This window comes from Vibrio sp. YMD68, assembly GCF_029958905.1.
Lineage (GTDB): Bacteria > Pseudomonadota > Gammaproteobacteria > Enterobacterales > Vibrionaceae > Vibrio.
This window is the reverse complement of sequence record NZ_CP124615.1, coordinates 1-15,521: the sequence shown is the minus strand read 5'-3', so window position 1 is coordinate 15,521 and position 15,521 is coordinate 1. Positions and strand designations below refer to the sequence as shown.

Here is a 15,521-nt window from a genome sequence, read left to right as displayed (position 1 = left end):
CTTATTTCTCCTTAATTTTTTCGCGGATGAAGTCCATCAATTGTTCCGGCGGGATATAGTTCCCTTTATCATCCGTCATGATTTCTTCTAAGGAAGCCTCACCTGTTTTATCGGTAAGAATTTCCGCAATGTTGTTGTCGGTATTAACCAGTGCTCTTGTTTTGTTGAATTCGTCATCACTGATCCAACCTGCTCGGCGAGCAGTAACTAGAATTCGATTGGCTGTATCTGGAAGTGACATTACCCCTTGCCCAACAGGAGCAAAACTCCCATCTGGTGAAGCTAAGAATAAAGCTGGGTAGGTGACGACACCTAGCTGTTCGGCATGGCCGTTATCTACTTTGAACTCGGGGAAAATGTTTCCTGGGAAAGGGGTGCCGTCAGAAGATACTGCCACGACAGTAAATCCATATCCTTGCTCAAGCATTTTGACTATTGGAGCCTGTATTTCGCACATTTCGCAGTTTGGCTGGTAGAAGAAAAATAGACCCACACGACTTGCTACAGTCCCAAGTAATGTCTGCCTTTCCTTCCCAGCCTTACTATCTACTTGCTGAGATGCGAATGTGGCATAAGGTCTTCTGGACACTTCATCAAGATAAGGATCACCTAAAATAGCCAGTTCATATGCATCTTGCGCTTGTTCTGAACGATCCATTGCGAACCGCTGCATGTAAGCAAAAGCTTTAGCGTTCTCAATGGTTGGGTTATCCCACCAAGCATCTTTGTATTTAGGTAAGTTCTCTCTAAACCACGCAGCAGAAAAATATTCAGGTCCTTCACTCTGGGCCATCTGTTCTCGCTCAGGAGAAGGTGGGGGAGGTTGTACTGCTACTGGCTTAGGTTTAGGTACTTCTTTTTCTTCTGGCTCGACTTCATAGAAAAACCATCCTTCCGCCTTTCTATCGTAAAAGCCGGGCCTACTGTCTTCTGCTACGGAGATATTTGGCATTGAGGCTATCAATGCCAGCGCTAAAGTAGCTTTCTTTAAAGTCTTGTTGTTCATGTCACCACACATATTTTCCCATTCAGGCATATGGTAACGGGGGGGAGGATTAAGGAATGCATCTGAAACCTCCCATTTAGGGCAATTAGGGGAGGTTTTATTGTTGTATTTTTGGTCGATTAGGCTGTTTTTATGTGTTCTGACTGATTGTTAGTTGCTTCTTCCTGCTGAATCTTTTCAAGTTGACGCTTATGGGTGATGTACCTGATCACCATTTCCACTGAAGCGTTAAGCGCAAGTGCTCGCATGGCTCTCGTGCTTGCAACGTAAAGTAGGTTGATCTCATCATCCCGTGCCTCTGGTTCTAGCTCGGGGTCCAAAACGTCAGGGAAGTCATCAAATAGTTGGACATAATCCCACTCCAGTCCCTTTGCTCTATGACTGGTAGACACCGTGACATTTGCAACCAATTCGTCTTTTACGGTGTTAAGGCGTAATATCGCAAGATGTTCAGGAAGATCTTCGTAGGCTTCGATAATTGCCATCGCTCTAAACATCTCGTTGTCTTGAGTCGCACGAGCTATCTCGGTGAACTCTTGATAGTCCTCATAATCATTAAGTATCTGCTTGTTTCTGACACGTTCTCTTTCTTCTCGTGAGAACCAAAAGATATCTTCCAGATAGTCGATTTGGTAAGAATCTATACCACCAGCCCAAAAAACTTTATGTCCCGCGCCTGTGTAGCCCAAAGCAGTTTGAATAACTCCCATTACCGTGCGGTGTAACACAGCATGATGCCCGATATTTTGAGGTAGCATCATAAGAACCTGATCTTTAGCTCCGCGCCCAATTACCGGCTTGGTCTCTCCTTTAAGTTCGAGAAGGGCATTGGCAACCATCGCTACATTAGGTCCAAATCGGAAACTATGTGTGAGGTAGAGTTGATCTGCGTTCGAGAAGCGGGGGTTATTCATCGCATCATTTGCACCTCTGAAACGATAGATTTGCTGGTGGACGTCTCCAACAAGAATAGTCCTTGAGCGCTGCCTAATTACAATGTCACTAGTTACTGGGTTTGCGTCCTGTGCTTCATCAAAGAGGATTACCTGGTATCTCAATGATAGATTGGGGTGAGATAATTGGTACAGCTTTAAGTATCCATCATGAACCATAGGGAAAGGATCTTGAGGCTCACACATTCTCTTCCAAATATCTTCTGCACTTTGAACGACTTCTATTACGTATCTCTCTTGCTTTGTTGTTAGTAGTAATCCAGTATCAGCTCTTTCGAAATGGTCATATAGAATCTGGTCATCTGCGCTGCACATAAATGCATTTAGCGTATCCAGGCAGTCTCTTGCAAGAGTCCAGTTTTTAGTGTTTAACGCTTGTGCTATATCGGTTAGGCGAATGTTTCCCACTAATTTGTGCGCAAACATACGTCCAACAGATGCGAATGCTAGTTGATGAGAGGTTTTGCACGTAACATTTCGGGGAAACTTTTCCGCTGCTTCATCTCTTATCGCTCGGTTGTACGCGATATACAGCATTCTTAGCCGAGGGTTAGCAAGAGCATATTTGATGAGGGTTGTTGTCTTTCCCGTGCCAGCATAGGCCCTAACTATCAGTTGGTTTCCTTGATAGTTGGTGATTCGGGCTTGCTCTGGGGTATCAGGTGGTAATGTTTTGTTCATCGCGTGTACTTCACTATGGGAACGCCCCAGAATAAAATCCGGGGCTTACGATGGAATTAGTTGGACGTTTCTTTAAGGTCACGAACTAGCCGCAGATATATATTAGATTGTGCTAACGATGCGAACTCAGTTCCTTCATTGAAATCAATAACTCGCGCTTTCAACTGAGGGTTAACCTTGCTGTCAGGAGTGTTTGACCAATAAAGTACTTTTGGGGTGCTTTTGAATACCTCCAATCTGATCGCAGGAGCTGAGCATGACCTTTCGACAATGGAACCAAGCTCTTTAATGTTGGGTAGTCTCCAGTCAGAGTACCCTAGTAAATTGCTGCTGTTAGCGTCGTCCACAGCTAGTAACGCATCAGACCAAGTAGGAAATGATTTTAGAGTTCCAATGCAGTTATCGGCACTATATCTTTGCCCCATAGTGCAAGTAGTCCACATCAAGCCTGTTGCGGCGTCAGTAACTGTGCCGTCTTTATGTACTGTAAATTGCTCTATATTGGTGGTGGGAGCGATAATATCTGGCTTACAAGTCTGTGCGTAAGTTTGAGTTGATATCCCTACAAGACAAAGAATGCTTGCCGCAACGGTTAGTTTGGACTTCATCACTGTTTCCCTCCTCTTGCTAAACGAATGCTCGCCGAGTTGCTTTGTTTATGACACAACTTAGCTTGTCCATTGCTTGAGTCCATGCACCATGCTGTACCTTCACCATTTGAACTCGGGGTTCCAGACCAAATCGGTGCGCCACCTTCGTAGTTATAGAAATAGTCGGTATCGAGCAGTGTTTGACTGTTTTCATAATTGGCAATAGAACGTAGCTCTTCAATGGAAGGTAATCGCCAATCTTTATAGCCACAAACGGCTAGCTCGTTGGCCGCACGAATGTAGTCATCGGTACTACATGATGTGACTTTTACATAGCCAGCGTTATCTGTCGTAGGGAACGCGCATTGTGCCTTATTGTGAACAGGAGCATTACGGTTTTGGAATTCTAGTGAAGCGCCACCAGCACTGCCACCGTCATTAGTTCTATCTTTGCTGTACCAAGTGTATAGGTAGTTTTTAGCTTGCCAGTTTTGATGCCAGTGATAATAAGGGTAAGGAACATAATCCTTTGAGCTTGGGTTTCTGCTGGCACTCCAAGCATCATTTACTAGGGCTTTGAATTCTGCTTCCGAAAGTGAAGATGGAATATCAGTAATTGCATCACCTTTGTTTTCCCAGACGATCCCTGTTCGGTTATCCAAGACACATGACCATGCCGTCGCTGTATGAGGAAGGTGGTTTCCGGAAACGTCTAATTTTGTAAAAGAGAAACCTGCATAACCATCTAAGTAGTTTGGTGAGTCAGTATCAGCGCCAAATTCAGCATCTTGCCCCGGAAGATCATTAGGTGCGCCTTGGGCATCGAAGTCATTCCCATTTACATATCTGGTGACGCCAGTATCGTTTAACACTAAGTCTCCAAGGATAATAACACTGGTCTCAAACTGTTTGCTGAGTGTGGAATTGTTAGCCTCGGTAAGTTTAATTTTTATTGTTTCACCGCCTTCGGGAACGTCATCTTGAACGATATCTAACTCAAGAAACTGCTCAGTAGTTCCAGCAGGGAAAACAATAGTGCTGTCACTGATGACACTATAATCTTGGCCGTTAATAGCTAATCCACTGAGTTCGTAACTAACGCTTACATCTTTTCCTGATGAAGTGTTTAGTTGTAGCGGAATTTTAACGCGACCACTTCCTTCTGATGTGGTTCTGATTTCTGAGGTAAATGATATTTCTGGAGAGGAGTCATCATTGGTGATTGTTACGGTAGCAGTATCTCTCTCTATGCTGGAGGCACCAGAAACATCGAAAATCTGAACGGAGAAAGTTTCATCATCTTCATCCTTTACATCACCAATGATAGGGATGACCAAATCAATCCGAGCAACGCCATCTTGAAGCTCAAATTCTCCAACTGTTTCCAGGTAATCTTGATCTGATAATGCAGTTCCAGGGGTAGTTCGGAATTTACCTTTAATTACACCATCTTTACCACCGCTACGAGTAACACGCACTTTTGCATCACTGTTACCTGAATTTCCTTCTTTTATCGAGATGTTATCAATTTTAATAGAGCCAGATTTTGCTCCTGAGTTGGTGTTTGTATTGGAACTACTTCCTCCATCTTCCCCACCGGAACCACATCCGCTTAATGCTGCAATCAAAGCAATTGCCAATGCTGAACGTTTCATTAATGTATTGCCCTCTTTCATTAGACCTATTTGAGGTTTCCAGTCTAATCGGGCTTGTGCATAGATTATGACTCTGCACAAGCCCAATTTGGGCAAATACATCCAGTTTCTACGGCATAGAATTAGCTATTCTTTTTCTCAATTTGTAGGCCAGAAAATGTTCCTAAAATTGTGGAGCTTTGTTTGTCCGAACGCTGTTTTCTTTCCACTGCGGCCACGAAAGAAGATATCTGCCTAGTATTGAACGGTTCATCTTGCACGATGATGATAGGTAACGGAGCTGTCATGGTTTTCAGTCCAGTGTTTTTTACAACGTTGGCCGTGGGCTGCACTTTCACATCCCGACGAATTCTCAGCGCTACATCAGGAGTGCTTGCGACCTTCTTAATGAGCTGGGTGAGAGGTAGTTCATTCTCCGAATTAGCTCGTTCCAACTCTTCACTCATTTTGGTAAGCAGATCTGCTTTGTCTGGTTGGTGCAGAGCATCCTTTCGCTGCCAACTAAACTTCACTGATTTTACGTCAGCATCGACTAGGCAATGGATTTGCCTGTAGAGATGTTTTGTCATGACGCCGGGGCAATTGTCATGGATTGCTTTGAACCGTGCTTGCCGGGTTTTGTTTTCGGTGATCACCAGCTCCTCGATGTCGGCCTTGCTTTGGTTGATGCTATGTACCAACTGAACAATCTCAGCGCTGTTGGGATTAGAGGGCAGCAGGTGGATCACGCCAACATAACGTCTGGCAGATTTCTGTGAGTAGGGGTGTTTGATGTGCAGATCCACGTAGCCTTCACCCGCCAGCTTCATAGCGGCCATGCCGGAATGGTGCTCGGGCATGATGAGTTTTATTACCTCATGCTCATTGCCTTTATGTACTGGAGGTATCCGGCTCACTATCGCCATGCTTGGCATAGTGCTCGTTAGTAGTTTGTTCAGACGAGACAGATTAAATGTCACGTCGTCAAAGAGCGTTTTTATCTGGCTCATCATTTATACCTTGCGTTGTTCTGACGGATCATTGATTACATTTTAGTCGCTTTTAGACCATCATGCAAAGTGGGGTATAAGCCTCGGTCGTCGCTAAAGCTCCTCCTTCGGCTTTGTTGAGCCGGGGCTCGCCCCCGAATTTAGAAAGAGAGAGATAAATAGAGAAAAAGAGAGAAAAAAAGAGAGGTCTAGCAAGGTGGTTAGGGGGAAAGGTGTACTATCAGTTTTCTCGGTGGTGGAGGGGATTGGAGCTGTATCCTATGTTGCATGATGGTCTAAATTGCTATGTTTATGGGGTTATATTATGATACTGTGAGTTGATTTAAACAGAGGGGAGAATGAATGTCGCAAGTGCATAGCGAAATCCGCAAGGCAGTTCAGGTAATAGAGGCGGCTAGATATCGTATGGGTGTTGCCGAGTTTGTTTATACATTTATCGACCACTGGGCATATCAGCAGACCGGGCTGTACCCTCCATCATCAAAAATGCCAAAGGAACTGGAACCTACGGCTATCGAATTATCACATATCTTGAGTGCGGCCATGAGAAACTATCCTGGTATTGACGTTCTCGGCATGTTTTTCTCCGAGTGTGGTTACTACAAACAAGGACAAAACTTCTTTCCTACTCCACCAGAGCTGGGGCGTTTACTCGCAGCACTCGTAGGATGGCCCAGTAACCATCACAATCAAGAACTTTCTTTCTATGAGCCATGCTCCGGCACTGGAGCGATTGCGATGAAGTGGATAATGGAGAAGATTCATAACGACGGTAAAGAAACGTTGGAGCAAAGCGTTTTAGTGCTTGAAGACGTTGATCGTACTATGTGTAAGGCAGCGTTGATTCAGATTATTAATCTTCTAAGTAACCTTGAGGTGAAGGTTAGAAAGTTGAGTATTAATGCTGTTGATGTACTAAGCCGTGCGCCCAAAGGCTTAGTGTATATCCTTGAACCTCAACCTTTAACCTATCTAGATAAAGTAGGTTAAGCATGTCTGGCCTTCATTCATCCCGAAACTTGCCCTTTATGGGCATTTTGGAATACCGAACCGCCACGATAGCCTGTGTAAAATCGAATTCTTATCATAACGCAGTGGAGAAGTATCATATGCCCTCATTATCTATAACTTATTCTATGGAATGCACATCCCAACTTGAAGATACTGGCGAATTTGCCTCTGTCTACAAAGGGGAGGTGTTCAGTTTTGACCACAATTCTGATGAAGAAGTAAAAGTTGGGTGCGTCCAATTTACACTAATTAACGTTTATCATGCTATAGATGAATGGGGAGACATTCATGAAGCTTTAGACCTTGAGGCTCGTCTCTACAATTACTCTTGTTTATTCTCAGATCATAACGAATTTTCTGATTGTATTGCAGATGCAGGCATGGATCTGGAAGAACTACAGGTCTTAATCGTTGATCACATTTGTTTAAAAGAAGAATTCCGTGGCCTTGGAGTGACACAACAAATCATTTCAGATGCTGAACGACGTTTTGCTCATAATAGAGGCTTGACCGTTCTTATGTGTGTTCCTTTACAGTTTACTAACTTTACTGATGATCCTTATATTGCTGAACAGGTTTCTTCTTTCAATGAAAACTTCGAAACAAGCCAATATAAATTAGAGTGTTTCTACAGAACTATCGGGTTTAGACCGATAGTTCCTGACCCAGAAGATAGTAATAGTGCGCATTTTATGGCTCGTCCATCAAGCGTTGACTATTACAAAGTTTTATCTGACGACACGGAAAATAAGAACTTATAAAAATCTCATCATTATAGGACCTATCATGCAGAGCGACTTTTTTTCTAATCTATTTATTGGCGCTTTTGGAGAGCTTCTAAATCAACCGACAACGTGGATGTTGATTTTGGCTGTAACACTATTATTTGTTGCCAAAGTATTTTCACGCCATATCAAAGGGAAAATAGGCGAGTGGGCTTTATCAAAAATATTAAATAAAAAATGTGGTAATAACTGCATAGTACTTGATGATGTTACTCTTGAAGTTTCCGATGGAGATACTACTCAGGTGGACCATGTTGTTATTTCCCCAGCTGGAATATTTGTCGTTGAAACAAAACATTATAAAGGCTGGATTTATGGCAAGGAATCAGATCAATTTTGGACTCAAAAGATATTTAAACGTAGCTACAAGTTTCAAAATCCGTTCAGACAAAACTATAAGCATGTGAAAGCAATTCAATCTCTTTTGCCTAGCATTCCCCAGGAAGCGTTCTACTCGATTGTAGTTATGGTAGGTGAGTGCGAATGGAGGAGTAAAAACACACCACAGCTACTATTCACATCCGGTTGGAAGGCCGCAGATTATATTTATGAACAATCCAAGGAAAGCTCTTTTATCGACATTAATAGTGTTTATGAGAGTCTAGAGTCTGCACGTTTAGAAAAGGGGCTTAAAACTAACTTTAAGCATGTGAAAAACCTCAAAGCTAAACATCGTGCTTGAACTTAGCACTCAGGGCAGTGTAGTAGCGGTTTGCATCCTACACTGCCATCAGTCACACTCCTTTTCATGTTCTTTGTGAACGGCTCTTTTCATTGCGGCAGGGTGAACATAAAGGTTTGCTTTACTCTCATCACTATCAAGAATCTCAATGTAGAAATGACCATGTTCTTCGGCCAACGCTGGTATTTGCTTCCATTTTGAAGAGTTTACAGATAGAGCAATTGGGGCTACTTGCTTCCCATTATCGTCAAAGCCATTATCAATGTGATCAGCTAACAAATAAACTCTATTCGAAACGACAGCAGTATTTTCTTTAAATAACTCACTGTAAATAGCTAACGTACTCTCAATTAAGTTGAGGAATCCGTAAAACTTTTCAACATCATTGCCATAATTATTAACAAGAGATTTGAGCCTCCACAATTGCTCTTCCAACTTGTCACCTTTCTGCCCAGCGTAAATAAGAGCTTTAATATCTTTTCTTGTCTCCTTGTATGCTGCTTTTTTGAGTAAGGATTTCAGATAACGCATAACAATCGCATTTCGCTGGTGGAGAGGCACAAACCGACGTGTATCGCTACATTCCATATAAAGGTGTAACAATGTATTGATTACTAAGTCATTTACCAATTGTGGATAATCACCACTTTTTCTTCTCATTTATCACACCTCGCACTTAAAGAGTTGGTTTAGAACTGGTGTACCGAAAGTACAGTAATCGGTACACCTTACAACCTGTTCATTCTCGATTTAAATCATAATAATATCCTTAAATATCAGTCCGTTATGATTATTTATCTGGATACAAAACAATCAAACTGTACCGCCATTCAATTCTAACATATTAAAGGTACACTTGTTTGTAACTGTACCGTATTTGGCATACTATTGACGGTATACTTGATTTTTTTGAAGAGAAATGATTATGGAAAAGCGGCAACAAAGTCCTGCATTGACTTATTCAGACGTAAAAGGTGTCTGTGACCGTCTACATGCTTCCGGAGAAAAGATAAGCGGCAATCGAGTGATCGCAGAACTTGGCAGAGGTTCCAAAGGAACGGCTCTAGGCTTTGTTAGGCAGTGGCGTGAAGAGCTCGAAGCATCCCAGGCTCATTTAATGGAATCAATGGGATTCAGTGATGCATTTGCTGACTCATTTATGAAAGAGATGGGCAGGTTTCAAACTGCTATTGAATCTCGCTTTGAAGAAACGCTACGTGCTGCTAAAAGTTCCGAAGCAGAGGCTCTTTCTGCCTTAGCTGATGCTGAAAGCAAAATAGAGCGCCTTCAATTTGAAGTTCAAAAGAAAGAACAGTTGGCACAGGAACATAGCGAACAACATGCAGCGGCCAAATCATCTTGGACTACTACTGAACAGACACTGCGTGATCAACTAGAAGAAAAGAGTAGGGTGATTGTTGAACATCGAACTCAGATTGACCGATTAACCACAGACTTAGCCAAAGCGGAGATGCGTCTTGAGGACAGCAGTAAGCTGGTAGAAGAGGCTCAATCTAACCGTGAACAACTACGCTCTGAGTTAAAAGATATCCGCGAAAAACTCACCCAAGCAGAAACACAAAACGCGACTATAAGTGCTCAAAATGAAGCACTCCGTGAATCTTTAAAAGCAGAGAAAGAATCGCATCAAACAACTCAGGATAGAGTCAACCATCTTCAAGAGCGGCTTATGCAATCAGAGAAAGGGTTGGGGCGACTGGAGACAATTAGCGAAGCTCTCGATACCGAAAAAGCAGCTCACGCGGCCACTTCAAAAGCAAAAAGCAAACTTGAATCTGATTTGAATTCCGAACGCAAAGCTCATATCAGTACAAAGAAAGAATTGTCGCAACTTGAGGTGAAAGATTAGTTATGAGCGAAACTAAATTGTTTGGTGAAGCTTTTAAAATCTATAACAAACACCAGCGTGTTGTAGTTCAGTTCCAGTATACAGAGACCCAAAAGGATGAATATCCTTCGGTCACAATCGAGATTGCGCCACTTCTTGGCACTGATGCAAACTGGCAGGAAAAAATTTCCGTCCAGTTGACAAGGTATGAGCTTACCAGCTTTACTCAGGTACTGTTCGGCCTTGCTCGTTTATCTGAGGGGGCTTATCACGGTTCTAAGCGTAACAAAGGTTTCAAATTGCAACATAATGGACCCGAAGGGATTTCACTATCCTTATCAGAAGCAGGGCAGGTTAAACAGTGTTTGTTTAATCCGCAAGAACGTACTGAATTAGGTTCGTTTATCATTCGACGTCTTGCTATGGGATGGAAAATGACGGTTGCTGATGTGTTGGCAATACTCCGCCAAAGCGCTTTGCTTGAGAGAACAGCTAAAAAAACAGAAAGCTAGCGTTTTGAAACCATAGCGATCATCAGCAATATTACCCACCAAGGCATAGAAAATACAATTGTGGCAGACATAATAGATACACTGTAAAGCCAATAACCAACCACCATTTCGGTTAGTGGATAATAAGCCTCGAAAATGAAGACAATCCCCGTTAACAACACTCCTACGGCTATCGCTCCCTTCCATGCGCTCTGCATATCAGCTTTGCTTGGTGTCGAGTGAAACGCCACAACGCTGCTGATCAGCATCCAGAGCCAGAACTGAGGCTCCGAGCTCACGGACAGAATCGCAATACCAGCACCAGAAATGCCGTACTGCACAGCATAGAAAGCATCTTTGACTGGATCGCCCGTTATTCCCATAGGAATTTCTACTATGCGCCAAGCCAGCGTATCCAATAAGCCTGGAAGCATTAGCTTTGTAGTTAAGTATATGACTGCACCAGCTCCTATCAAAGGAGCAATACCAATAAAGAAAAGCCCGACATTTTGCAACGGTGACAACACGTTCCATTGATGCTCGACGTATCCCAAGCGGCCATGCCCAGCAGTGTATTCAAAAAACTTTATTTTGGTTATTCGGTGCCGAAAAAGGAACGCCGCAATAGCATGACTGAGTTCATGAATAGGCACTCCAATAGCTGCTGTAGCTAAGTACACCCCCCGGCTGCCTTTATTGCTAAGCGCAATAGGGGTTAACAACTTTCCAATAAGGTTTTGAATAATGACCACCAGCACAATGGGCAGCAAACCAACTAAAAACCATGTCAGGAATGATACGAGCATGTTAAATTACCAACCTCTTACTTGCATTTCGCATTTGCTCATCTTTGATGCGAATATACCGTTGAGTGGTAGTAACGCTAGCATGTCCCATCATATCCTTTAAGGTCATGATATCAACGCCAGTTTCCAATAAGTCGTTCGCGTAAGTCCGACGCAAGTCATGAGGAGAGCAATGCTCTAACCCAGCTTCCATTCGTCTAGTTCTCAAGATTTCGTAGATTGCCTGATCTGTCATTCGACTGTCTTGTACATCATCATGTCGTCGAATTCTTGGAAAAAGAGGCCCAGGCTGTTCACCTCGAACATCATTAACCCACAATTTTAATCTTCTAAGCGTTCCGTCGGGCATAAAGGCCAATCGTTCTTTATTACCTTTACCCATAACTGTAATTGCTTGTTCTCGCCAATTTATATGACCTAGATCTAGGGCCACTATTTCACTTCTCCTTAAACCGCAGCCTAAAAGCACCCCAAAAATTGCACTATCTCTAACTCCTTTACATCGTGAGTCTTCATCACACACTTTGAAAAGCTGGGCAACTTCATGACGTTCTAGCGCTCTCCCTTTGGGAATTCTTTCGCCACGCACATTCTTTATTTGCTTGATATGGTGATAACTTTCCATATCAATCTGCTTCATTGTCCATGCTTCAAGAGCGACGCCTTTTAACCCAGCAAGATAGGTGTTAATGGTGTCTGGGGCTCTTCCTGCATCAATCAGCAAGTCAATAATACCCTGAACATGGTGGCGTCTCATTGTCCCCCAGTCACAATGAAACATGCTTTGGTTGCCCGTCATTTTGGCTACATTATTCAGGAAGTAACCCATTTTTTGACGGCTAAGCTTTGAGCGGAGACTAAGTAAATAGGCTGATGCCGCGTTAGTTTTTATACTGCTCTTAATCTGTTCTGCGGTGATCAGCTCTCCTTGTTGTTCCGCAGTTATTATGTTGTTAGCGTGATATTCCATGTTGGTTTCTCTTCTTTTCATGCACGTTGTATCGAGAGTAGGGGGCCACATTCACTTATTATTTTTTAAGCCCTAAAGCTACCATCAATAAATCTACGAACTTCTGGGAGATTGTTGGTTGCTTTTCTTCTTTAGGAGCTTTAGCAGCTTGTTCATATTGCTGGATCAAGGGTTCAAACCGTACTGGATTACATAGCAATTTATATACAGTCATATTTGGGCTCTCAATTGGTTTATTGCTTTCAAAACCAAACTGATCCACCAGGTATTTAGCAACAGCTCCGCTGCGTGAACGACCAAAATAGCAGTGAACGTAGATTTTATTCACTCCAGAAGAGATTAGTTGAGATATGAAATTTTTTAGTTTCTCTGCCTGTTCTGAATCAATATAAGAACAATAGCGCATTCGAAACTCATCTTTATGGATGTGGATAGCGTCTTCACTATAGCCTCCATCAAAAAAAGAATCTCTGTATATCAGCTCCCAGGAACCGAGTTCAGCTAAAGGTTTTCCCGGATCGGTGATAGAAATCATTGCTACTCCGGGCTCTGGGTGAATAGTCTCAGCCTCTCTCTGGCTAACAAAAATAACTTTTCCGTTACACATTGGTTCCTCTTTGAATGTTCTTTTGGGACAATAAAGTGGATTAGTCTTTGTTTTAGTGAAACAGCTTTGTATCTGGCTGTTTTTTAATTACTTTTACACTTTGTTCGTATGGTGCATTCTTGGTTTTGCTCATTGTTTCACTAGAACAGTGAATATCTGCTTGCGTCTTTGGGGTGGGAATCTAATAGTTCTTTGGCCTGGCGTTCACCTTCTGCTGTATTAACAGGAAGGGTTGTATAAACACCATAATGGCGCATGTCTACAATATAGTCTCTACAGCATAGAGCCACATTATGAACTTTGCCCTCTGCATCGAGACCACCAAAGGTATGACATGGCTGAGTAAACATTCGCTTGCACTTTGAGCAACGAGCGCTGTTTTTGTTGATCACTCTACTTAGAACTTTTTCAAACTTTGTTTTATTTAGCATATGTCACCTCCAGAACCTAAGCATCTTACGTGACCGCGTAACAAATAAAATCCATAGCTCCTCGTTAACACCGTGCTCAAGAGTGTGTTTTTTCATGTCCTCTTTTAGTTTATAGAACTCCCTTTTAAACAAGACATGCCGTATAAGGGTAACTGCAAAACCAAGAGTTGAAAGTACTGCTGCTACTAGTGCCATTTCAGTTAAATCCACGATTTTCCGCCTCCGTACCTTGTTGTACCTAAATATGAAAATGAAAGTGTGTAGGTAAAATAAAGTTTGCCAACATACAACTCTATGTAGAATAGAGTTCGCCAAAATGGATAACGCCACTGCTAAACCACCCGGTATATCATGGTTTTAGAATAGGACGGCTATCGTTCCTTTTATCCACTCAAAAAGATGCTTATACGTGACTTTATGCCCCTCGTGCGCGAAAAGTGAGTCGCAAACTATTCGACCTTTAAATTTTACAAGCTCTACTTTGGAAAAGGTACATTTTCGTAAGTAGAGAATTTAAGGTTAATATTACACCAGTTATTGGCTTGTGGCGACAAAAAAGTCCTCTCTCAGGTTGCATATTTCACCACCAGCCAATCCGGTTGGTTTTCGGCTAAAGTCTTGCAAATTATTCCACACGGAATAATTGACCTTTGGGTGTATCATCCTACGGGGTTCTTATGGGTGAAACAGCATGTTCTTGTTAAACAATACAAATTTTGACATTAGCACTGCCGAGGAGATCCCTGAACGCATTCAGTTATTGATTGACTCATCATCTCCGCTAGAGGCAAATCTGATGACAATCGTAACTCAACGGGAAATGTATCTTGCCAACTTTTCCCGGATGAATGATCAAGAGAAATCCAATTTTGTCGCTTCGTTGACGCGCATGTTCATGCGTAACTCGTGGACAAGATAATTTTCAAGGTGTTTTGTGAATTTCTATCAGAAAGGAGGAAGTGAATATTTATTTGTCTGTGACCTGTTTAAGGAGCTTCGGAAAAAAAGCAACTTATCTCAGGCTGACGCGGCCAACCATATCGGTGTTAACCAATCTTTCATTTCCAAGTTTGAAAATGGTCATACTGGGATTGACCTATTTGATGCATTAGCTCTCCTTGACTTGTATGGTATCGATCATGTTGATTTTTTCTATATGCTTGATCAGTTTAAAAAAAAGGAGATTAGAAAAGGTGCTCTACTCCACTACTTTTTATCAAGAAGCTAAACCTAATTACTCCAAATCCCTTTCATTAGATTAAACATCGAGTAGTTTAAATTCTTGCGTTCATCGCCTTGCGGGTAAGGATGCTTGTCATGATGTTCTTTAGGCACATCTGAAAGTAAAGTGTCCATAACAAGCCAATCACAACTTATTCCTTTGCTTATAAGTGAGTCCTGGACAAAAGCTTCAAAAGCCCTGGCTAACATCTCGCTTCTTTCTATCCAGTATTTTCGCGCTCCCTTCTGGCCTGCCAGTTTCTGTGATTGATTGAAATACTTAGTACCAGAGCAAAGTTGCTTAGTAATGATATTCCTCATAAGGAGAATGTTTTTCCTGAACTTATCAGGTGCGTTTTCCATGTCTACGCCAGTAATAAACTCACTGATCAATTTACCCTCATATCCTCTAGACCTTGCCAGAAGTGCATCAACTCCGTGGAACCACTCGTGAGAAATTGCACCAGGTCCACTCCGCCGAGTCAAATTGATGATATTTAGGTCTGGCTCATAATGGGCGCTTGCTTTCCCCTGCCCCCTTGCGCCGAAAGCTATGCCAAGTTGTCCTCCAAGCCCTATCCATCCGTCTGGTATCTCTAATATATGAGCTAATACCTTGAATGCATAAAAGCTATTGTTTACAAACAGTTGACGTTCTTTGTCTGGCATAGAGCTCCCAAACTGAACTCCTCTAAAATTGAACGTGTTTATGAATTGTTCTGGTGTAACATCATAGCTGAGCTGTATGTTTCTTATCGTTTCGATTTTCTTTCTGGGGATATAGGGCGATACAT

Annotated in this window: 17 protein-coding genes; 6 read left to right on the top strand and 11 right to left on the bottom strand. The window is 42.4% G+C overall.

Translation table 11 applies throughout. From position 1 onward, the window contains the following. Position 1: 1 nt before the first annotated feature. The 5 genes from traF to QF117_RS21505 form a co-directional block, all read right to left on the bottom strand. Positions 2 to 1,006, bottom strand: a complete 1,005-nt coding sequence (traF, locus tag QF117_RS21525; RefSeq protein ID WP_282389559.1) for a conjugal transfer protein TraF — start codon at positions 1,004 to 1,006, stop codon at positions 2 to 4. Between the two features lie 119 nt (positions 1,007 to 1,125). Continuing rightward, positions 1,126 to 2,640 carry a UvrD-helicase domain-containing protein gene (locus QF117_RS21520; RefSeq protein WP_053309113.1) on the bottom strand — a complete coding sequence of 505 codons (1,515 nt, stop codon included), beginning with the start codon at positions 2,638 to 2,640 and terminating at the stop codon, positions 1,126 to 1,128. A 56-nt stretch (positions 2,641 to 2,696) separates the two neighbouring features. Then, the gene (locus QF117_RS21515) at positions 2,697 to 3,248 is read right to left on the bottom strand and encodes a DUF1566 domain-containing protein (protein WP_053309112.1); all 552 of its coding nucleotides are present in this window, start codon (positions 3,246 to 3,248) and stop codon (positions 2,697 to 2,699) included. Continuing rightward, the gene (locus QF117_RS21510; RefSeq protein WP_282389558.1) at positions 3,248 to 4,885 is read right to left on the bottom strand and encodes a Calx-beta domain-containing protein; all 1,638 of its coding nucleotides are present in this window, start codon (positions 4,883 to 4,885) and stop codon (positions 3,248 to 3,250) included. The genes QF117_RS21515 and QF117_RS21510 overlap by 1 nt, the downstream gene beginning before the upstream one ends. Before the next feature lie 122 nt (positions 4,886 to 5,007). After that, positions 5,008 to 5,877 carry a DNA replication terminus site-binding protein gene (locus tag QF117_RS21505; RefSeq protein WP_282389557.1) on the bottom strand — a complete coding sequence of 290 codons (870 nt, stop codon included), beginning with the start codon at positions 5,875 to 5,877 and terminating at the stop codon, positions 5,008 to 5,010. A gap of 339 nt (positions 5,878 to 6,216) precedes the next feature. Here QF117_RS21505 and QF117_RS21500 point away from each other — a divergent pair, with 339 nt between their 5' ends. The 3 genes from QF117_RS21500 (at position 6,217) to QF117_RS21490 (ending at position 8,352) form a co-directional block, all read left to right on the top strand. Then, complete coding sequence (locus QF117_RS21500; RefSeq protein WP_130268189.1) at positions 6,217 to 6,864, top strand: restriction endonuclease subunit M; 648 nt, start codon at positions 6,217 to 6,219, stop codon at positions 6,862 to 6,864. A 119-nt stretch (positions 6,865 to 6,983) separates the two neighbouring features. Next, positions 6,984 to 7,646, top strand: a complete 663-nt coding sequence (locus QF117_RS21495) for a hypothetical protein (RefSeq protein WP_109320321.1) — start codon at positions 6,984 to 6,986, stop codon at positions 7,644 to 7,646. 25 nt (positions 7,647 to 7,671) lie between these two features. Continuing rightward, positions 7,672 to 8,352 carry a nuclease-related domain-containing protein gene (locus QF117_RS21490; RefSeq protein WP_130268191.1) on the top strand — a complete coding sequence of 227 codons (681 nt, stop codon included), beginning with the start codon at positions 7,672 to 7,674 and terminating at the stop codon, positions 8,350 to 8,352. A gap of 48 nt (positions 8,353 to 8,400) precedes the next feature. On the opposite strand, the gene QF117_RS21485 is transcribed toward QF117_RS21490, so the two are convergent. Further along, positions 8,401 to 9,012 (bottom strand): DUF2913 family protein, encoded by a 612-nt coding sequence (locus QF117_RS21485; RefSeq protein ID WP_053309106.1) that lies wholly within the window; start codon positions 9,010 to 9,012, stop codon positions 8,401 to 8,403. Between the two features lie 265 nt (positions 9,013 to 9,277). Between QF117_RS21485 and QF117_RS21480 the strand changes: the two genes are divergently transcribed. Both QF117_RS21480 and QF117_RS21475 read left to right on the top strand, forming a co-directional pair. Further along, entirely contained in the window at positions 9,278 to 10,222 is a 945-nt protein-coding gene (locus QF117_RS21480; RefSeq protein ID WP_282389556.1) for a DNA-binding protein, read from the top strand. Positions 10,223 to 10,224: 2 nt separating this feature from the next. Then, positions 10,225 to 10,713, top strand: a complete 489-nt coding sequence (locus QF117_RS21475) for a hypothetical protein (RefSeq protein ID WP_032073030.1) — start codon at positions 10,225 to 10,227, stop codon at positions 10,711 to 10,713. Here QF117_RS21475 and QF117_RS21470 read toward each other — a convergent pair. The 4 genes from QF117_RS21470 to QF117_RS21455 form a co-directional block, all read right to left on the bottom strand. Then, positions 10,710 to 11,498 carry a hypothetical protein gene (locus QF117_RS21470; protein WP_041156844.1) on the bottom strand — a complete coding sequence of 263 codons (789 nt, stop codon included), beginning with the start codon at positions 11,496 to 11,498 and terminating at the stop codon, positions 10,710 to 10,712. The two genes, QF117_RS21475 and QF117_RS21470, sit on opposite strands and share 4 nt — an antisense overlap. 1 nt (position 11,499) lies before the next feature. Then, complete coding sequence (locus tag QF117_RS21465) at positions 11,500 to 12,468, bottom strand: tyrosine-type recombinase/integrase (RefSeq protein ID WP_089204968.1); 969 nt, start codon at positions 12,466 to 12,468, stop codon at positions 11,500 to 11,502. Positions 12,469 to 12,526: 58 nt separating this feature from the next. Continuing rightward, positions 12,527 to 13,075 (bottom strand): dual specificity protein phosphatase family protein, encoded by a 549-nt coding sequence (locus QF117_RS21460; protein ID WP_014386789.1) that lies wholly within the window; start codon positions 13,073 to 13,075, stop codon positions 12,527 to 12,529. Positions 13,076 to 13,215: 140 nt separating this feature from the next. Further along, positions 13,216 to 13,506, bottom strand: coding sequence for a hypothetical protein (locus tag QF117_RS21455; protein WP_130268193.1), 291 nt, complete (start codon positions 13,504 to 13,506; stop codon positions 13,216 to 13,218). A 934-nt stretch (positions 13,507 to 14,440) separates the two neighbouring features. Here QF117_RS21455 and QF117_RS21450 point away from each other — a divergent pair. Further along, positions 14,441 to 14,734 carry a helix-turn-helix transcriptional regulator gene (locus QF117_RS21450; RefSeq protein WP_017086065.1) on the top strand — a complete coding sequence of 98 codons (294 nt, stop codon included), beginning with the start codon at positions 14,441 to 14,443 and terminating at the stop codon, positions 14,732 to 14,734. Positions 14,735 to 14,736: 2 nt separating this feature from the next. On the opposite strand, the gene QF117_RS21445 is transcribed toward QF117_RS21450, so the two are convergent. Continuing rightward, positions 14,737 to 15,396, bottom strand: coding sequence for an LPD1 domain-containing protein (locus QF117_RS21445; RefSeq protein ID WP_282389555.1), 660 nt, complete (start codon positions 15,394 to 15,396; stop codon positions 14,737 to 14,739). Between the last annotated feature and the right edge of the window lie 125 nt (positions 15,397 to 15,521).

Excerpts from the sequence above, each read along its gene's own strand:
- QF117_RS21510 (WP_282389558.1), bottom strand. The coding sequence starts at position 4,885 with ATGAAACGTTCAGCATTGGCAATTGCTTTGATTGCAGCATTAAGCGGA.
- QF117_RS21475 (WP_032073030.1), top strand. The coding sequence starts at position 10,225 with ATGAGCGAAACTAAATTGTTTGGTGAAGCTTTTAAAATCTATAACAAA.
- QF117_RS21480 (WP_282389556.1), top strand. The coding sequence starts at position 9,278 with ATGGAAAAGCGGCAACAAAGTCCTGCATTGACTTATTCAGACGTAAAA.
- QF117_RS21495 (WP_109320321.1), top strand. The coding sequence starts at position 6,984 with ATGCCCTCATTATCTATAACTTATTCTATGGAATGCACATCCCAACTT.
- QF117_RS21460 (WP_014386789.1), bottom strand. The coding sequence starts at position 13,075 with ATGTGTAACGGAAAAGTTATTTTTGTTAGCCAGAGAGAGGCTGAGACT.
- QF117_RS21490 (WP_130268191.1), top strand. The coding sequence starts at position 7,672 with ATGCAGAGCGACTTTTTTTCTAATCTATTTATTGGCGCTTTTGGAGAG.
- QF117_RS21470 (WP_041156844.1), bottom strand. The coding sequence starts at position 11,498 with ATGCTCGTATCATTCCTGACATGGTTTTTAGTTGGTTTGCTGCCCATT.
- QF117_RS21515 (WP_053309112.1), bottom strand. The coding sequence starts at position 3,248 with ATGAAGTCCAAACTAACCGTTGCGGCAAGCATTCTTTGTCTTGTAGGG.
- traF (WP_282389559.1), bottom strand. The coding sequence starts at position 1,006 with ATGAACAACAAGACTTTAAAGAAAGCTACTTTAGCGCTGGCATTGATA.
- QF117_RS21505 (WP_282389557.1), bottom strand. The coding sequence starts at position 5,877 with ATGATGAGCCAGATAAAAACGCTCTTTGACGACGTGACATTTAATCTG.
- QF117_RS21445 (WP_282389555.1), bottom strand. The coding sequence starts at position 15,396 with ATGCCAGACAAAGAACGTCAACTGTTTGTAAACAATAGCTTTTATGCA.
- QF117_RS21465 (WP_089204968.1), bottom strand. The coding sequence starts at position 12,468 with ATGGAATATCACGCTAACAACATAATAACTGCGGAACAACAAGGAGAG.
- QF117_RS21455 (WP_130268193.1), bottom strand. The coding sequence starts at position 13,506 with ATGCTAAATAAAACAAAGTTTGAAAAAGTTCTAAGTAGAGTGATCAAC.
- QF117_RS21500 (WP_130268189.1), top strand. The coding sequence starts at position 6,217 with ATGTCGCAAGTGCATAGCGAAATCCGCAAGGCAGTTCAGGTAATAGAG.
- QF117_RS21520 (WP_053309113.1), bottom strand. The coding sequence starts at position 2,640 with ATGAACAAAACATTACCACCTGATACCCCAGAGCAAGCCCGAATCACC.
- QF117_RS21485 (WP_053309106.1), bottom strand. The coding sequence starts at position 9,012 with ATGAGAAGAAAAAGTGGTGATTATCCACAATTGGTAAATGACTTAGTA.